Origin of the sequence: Streptomyces sp. NPDC050704 (assembly GCF_040654355.1) — a bacterium.
Classification (GTDB): Bacteria; Actinomycetota; Actinomycetes; order Streptomycetales; family Streptomycetaceae; genus Streptomyces.
In genome coordinates this window covers 1-4,969 of sequence record NZ_JBFAHW010000241.1, presented here as the reverse complement: position 1 = coordinate 4,969, position 4,969 = coordinate 1, and the positions used below count along the sequence as shown (strand labels likewise).

General features: G+C 67.4%; 3 protein-coding genes. 2 read left to right on the top strand and 1 reads right to left on the bottom strand.

Annotated features, from left to right (window positions below):
• Positions 1-705, bottom strand: a 705-nt coding sequence (locus AB0I18_RS51605) for a transposase (RefSeq protein ID WP_363112817.1), incomplete at its 3' end; no start/stop codon positions are given.
• Between the two features lie 796 nt (positions 706-1,501).
• Between AB0I18_RS51605 and AB0I18_RS51600 the strand changes: the two genes are divergently transcribed.
• Both AB0I18_RS51600 and AB0I18_RS51595 read left to right on the top strand, forming a co-directional pair.
• Positions 1,502-2,824: a hypothetical protein gene (locus AB0I18_RS51600; RefSeq protein WP_363112816.1), complete on the top strand. Its 1,323-nt coding sequence runs from the start codon at positions 1,502-1,504 to the stop codon at positions 2,822-2,824.
• A gap of 217 nt (positions 2,825-3,041) precedes the next feature.
• A complete protein-coding gene (locus AB0I18_RS51595) occupies positions 3,042-4,826 on the top strand; it encodes a sulfatase (RefSeq protein WP_363112815.1) in 1,785 nt (594 codons plus the stop codon).
• The last annotated feature ends 143 nt before the right edge of the window (positions 4,827-4,969 follow it).

The window sequence follows — 4,969 nt, the reverse complement described above, 5'->3', positions numbered from 1 at the left end:
TGCGGCCAGCACCGGGCCGATGCCCGGGGTGTCCATGAGCGTGCTGTCCGCGGCGGCCACGAGCGCCTGGAGTCGCGTGGCGTTGGCCGCAAGTTGTTTGTCCAGCGTACGGACCTCGGCCACCAGGTCGCGGGCGAGGCCTTTGCGGACTTTCTCCACGGCGCCGACGGGCCGAACGGTTCGCAGCAGGGCGGCTGCCTGGTCGGCGGACATCTGGTCCGGGGCGCCACCGGGGAGCAAGTCCCGCAGCAGGGCGTGCAGTTGGTTGACAGTGCGGACCCGCGCCTGGGTGAGGTTCACCCGCCGCTCGTCGAGCAGGGCCAGCGCGGTGGAGTGGTCGTCGGCCCCGACTTCCCGTCCGTCACCGTGCAGGCAGGCCGCGGTCGCGGCGGCGGCCGCGTCAATCTGGTCGTTCTTGCGCCCGCCGCCGCGCGAGAGTTCACGCACCCGGCTGGTCGCCGAGGCGGGGATGTCGATGACCCGCTCGCCCCGGGCGCTGAGCCACTGGGGCAGGTGTCGCCCCAGCCCGTTGGCGTTCTCCACCGCCCATTTGTGCTCCGGCCACCGCCTGGCCCAGCGCATCAGACGCCGGTACTCCGGCAGGCTCGCTCCGACCGTCACCGAGGCCAGCCGCTGCTGAGTCTCGGGGGCCACGGCGGTAGCGGTGTGGGTGGACTTGTGCGGATCGACACCGAGCAGTATCACGGCACTGCGCTCCCAACGGTCGGCGGACGACAGGGACTTCCACGGCCGACACTCCGACTTCCGGAACCAAACGGGCCGGGACACGCCTCTGTTGAGTCAGGCCGCAGACGGACGCCGGACCGGCGGCACACCCCCGGTGAGCCAGCCAACACGGGCGGCAGGAACCTCACGAGCCATCCGAGCCGACGCCCTACGGAAACGCTACGAGCGGCCAACCCGAACCACGTTCCGCTACCGCCATACAAGTCGGAACCTCAATGTGCCAGCCTGCGGAGCCCTGGCCGGCCCAGCGAGGGCGTTCGCCGACTACGAAATCCTTGCATGAGCCAACGGCCGGAGTGGGGCTGGAATTATGTGGGGAGTGTTGTCAAAAATCGTCGTGCCTTGACATGCTGTCCGCATGCGAGTCGTCAGAACGCAGTGCGCGCTCCGGCCGGGTCAGGGGCCGGCCGGCAGACGCGACGCTGCACAGACACAGAAAGCGGCATCGCGGGGCGGTCGGCGTCCGACCCCCGACCTGCGGTCTGCGTAGCTGGGCGTCAGGCGCTGGTCGCGTCGCACGCGAGCGGCGACGCCGACGCGGACGGGATCCTCAAGTCCGCGGGCAGCGCGGGGTGTTCTTCAGGGGGCGCCTTCTGCACGGGGTATGTCGGCCGGCCGCACACGCTGAGGCCGAGGCCGCCTCCTTCCGCGAGCTCACCACCCGGTGCGACGCGCACCGGCGTCCGCGCGCCGCCGACGGCTGCTCCGGATCCGATGACCATCGGATCCGCTCGTCACGAGAGGGAGTTGTGCCATGGAGATCAACCAGGACACCGGGGCCCGGCCCGCCCGGGGAGGGAACCCGGTCTCGCGCCGATGGCTGCTGGGGGTTTCGGCCGGGGCCTTCCTGGCTGTCGGCTGTACGAAGGAAAGCCAAGACAGCCAGGTGGACTTGGCGAATAGGGCCAAGGCTGAGGATGCCCTGCGGAACCGCGCCGCCGTCGCCGGCCCGAGCGGTGTATTGGGGGCAAATTTCAATGAGGACCCGACCCGAGTGGACAAGGCCGCGCTGGACGCCCTCGGCGCCACCTGGGTGCGCGGCTTCGTGCTGATGAAAACCATCAAGGACGGCACGAACCCGTTGGAGCAGCGGGCGATCCGCAAGCTCCTTGAGTTGCACGGACAGGGGTTCGGCACGATCCTGGCGCTGAAATTCCAGTTCAGCAAGAAAAAGCAGACGGTCCCATCCCCGACGGGGGAGGAGATGAAGGCCGAACTGGCGGCGGTGGACAAGGTGTTGGAGGCCGTACTGGACAAGGTGGACATCCTCACCGTCGGCAACGAGCCCTTCCTCGAAACCCACAAGGAGGAGAGGCTGACGAAGCTGAACCCCTTCTACCAGGAGGTGGCCAAACACGTCATCGCCTATCGGGAGAAGCAATTCCCTGACGGCTGCCGGACGCATCTCTACATGGGAGCCCTCAACCACCTAGACGATCCCGAAATGATCTCGGCCGCGACCAGGGAATGGATCGAGTTCGTCAACGACACTCCACAGCTCGAGGGTCTGGACATCCATCCGCACGTGACGTCGGCCCAGGCCGCCCAGAAATACCTCGACTACGTACGTCATTGGCTCGACGACGACAAGAAGTTCCTTGTCACCGAGTTCTCGCTGGTGAACCACTATGCGAACCAGATGACCCAGAACATTCCCGCGGACTTCGTCGACGCCCACGAGGACGAACTGGACACCATCACCCGGGAGACGAAGGTGTGGCAGCTTCTCAAGCTCGCCAAGGAGCAGCGCTTCACACAGCAGCAGTGGAACGATTTCCTGCGGATGAGCCCGTGGTTCGAGAGTCGCAAGCACTTCATCCGGGATGAGGTGCGGAAGTACCGGGAGACGAACCAGCTGGCCGTAGCCACGTACGGCGTGGTGCAGGGGCAGGCGATGGTGACGGATATCGACAAGGACAAGAAGCCCTGGATGCTGAACAGCCTGTACGTCCCCCTCACCGTTCAGTACGACGAGGGTGGCGAACTCCCGCACAACTACACCGTCTTCGACGACTTCACGTCTCTGCAGCGCGAACAGGACCGCCTCCCGGTGAAGCCGACAAATGCGCACATGTAGGCCGGTAGCGGGTCCGTTCAGCGCCGGATCCGGCGTGCGGTGACAGGTTCCTGCCTCCACAGCGGCGATCCTGCACTCTCGGTGAACCACCTGCAGGTCCGACACGTAGGTGCTGCTCAACTACACGGCCGTGGCCTGCCGTGTGCGAGCCGGCCCACCGGTCGGAGCGCGGGAGGGAGAAGCGGGAGCAGGTGGAGACGGGCCAGGTCGAGGAGGGATGGAAACGGAGAACAGGGTGGAAACGGAGAACAGGATGGCGAGGGCGGGCTTCCGGCGTGGTCGAGGGGGTTGGGCGCGGATCTGGGTGGCGATGGCTGCCGTTCTCGCGTTGGTCGCGTGCGGGCTTGGCGCTGAGCGGTACGGATGGGCCGGGATGGGGGATGACGGGGGCTCGGAGGCGAAGCGGAAGCCCAACGTCGTGATGATTATGACGGACGATCAGTGGCTGGAGTCCATGCGCGTGATGGACCGCACCCGCGAGGTCTTCGGGGACGGGGGCGTGACGTTCGAGCGGTACTACCCGTCGATGCCGCTGTGCTGTCCTTCGCGATCGACGTTCCTCAGCGGCCAGTTCGCGCACAACAACGGTGTGCGGCACAACTCGTCGCCGCTGGGTGGCTACGCGAACCTCGACGACGAGAACACGCTGCCGGTCTGGATGCAGAAGGCCGGGTATGCGACTTCGCACATCGGCAAGTATCCGAACGGCTATGGCAAGAAGGATCCCAAGGATGTGCCGCCCGGCTGGGACGAGTGGCGTGGCTCGGTGGACCCGACGACGTACCGGATGTGGGGGTACCGGCTCAACGAGAACGGCAAGCTCAAGACGTACGGGGATCCGGACGTCGAGGATCCGAAGCTGTACCAGACGGACGTGTACCGCGACAAGGCAGCTGACTTCATCAAGCGCAAGTCGGCGGAGGGCAAGCCGTTCTTCCTGGACGTGGCGTTCCTGGCGCCGCACGGGGAGCTCCTCGGCCAGGAGGAGAAGGACGCGGGGAAGAAGCAGGGCGCGAGCAACGCGGCGGAGGATGATGCGGCGAAGGTGGCGGATGAGCCGCAGGTGGGGGGCGCTCCCCGGCCCGCGCCGCGGCACAAGGGCGAGTTCGCCGACGAGCCGCTGCCCAAGATGCCCGCGTACGGCGAAGAAGACATGTCCGACAAGCCTGCGTTTCTGCGTGACTACCCGAAGCTGGACGAGGAGAGCACGCGGGAGATCACCGAGAGCTACCGGGGGCGACTGGAGTCGCTGCTCGCCGTGGACGAAGCTGTCGAGAGGCTCGTGTCGACGCTGCGTGAGGCGGGGCAGCTCGACAACACGTATCTGCTCTTCGCCGCGGACAACGGCTTCTTCTTCGGCCAGCACCGCGTTCCCACGGGGAAGTTCCTGCCGCACGAGGCGTCGGGACACGTGCCGATGATGCTGCGCGGGCCCGGGATCGAGGGCGGCACTGCGTCGCGCGAGATGAGCAGCAATGTCGATCTCGCTGCGACGATCGCCGACATCGGCGACGCCAGGCCGGGGCTCACGCTCGACGGGCGGTCCCTGCTGCCGTTCGCGCGCGATCCACATCGGCGCACCAGCCGGCCGATCCTGCACGAGGCGGCGGAGGGCGCGCGGCCCCAGCCCGTGCCCGAGGGCGGCCCCGTGTCGGGTGGCGACGCCGAGTCCGGACGGCGCGCCGCCGAGGGCGATTTGAACCAGGACGGCGAGGCTTCACCCGCAAAGACCCGGAAGCGAGCGCCCAGGCACGGGCAGGTCTACTCCGCCGCGTACGAGTCCATCCGTACGGAGCGATATCTGTACGTGCGCTACACCAAGGGCGGCAGGGAGCTCTACGACCTCAAGACCGACCCGCACGAGATGAGTTCGAAGCACGAGGACCCCGAGTACGCGGAGGTACGCAAGGGGCTGGAGAAGGCGCTGGGCAAGCTCCAGGGGTGTGCGGGCGATCAATGCGACAACGTGGAGGTCGGGAAGCTGCCTGAGCCGGTGAGGTGAGGCGGTGTGGGCCGGGCGAGCCCCTGTCGGGGTGTCCCACGTGGGACACCCCCCCCCGGGCCCGGCGGTTTTGGGGGCCTAGGCACCCAGGGGGAAAAAAGGGGGGGGCGCGGGCGGCACCCAGAGGAACAGAACGAAAGGCT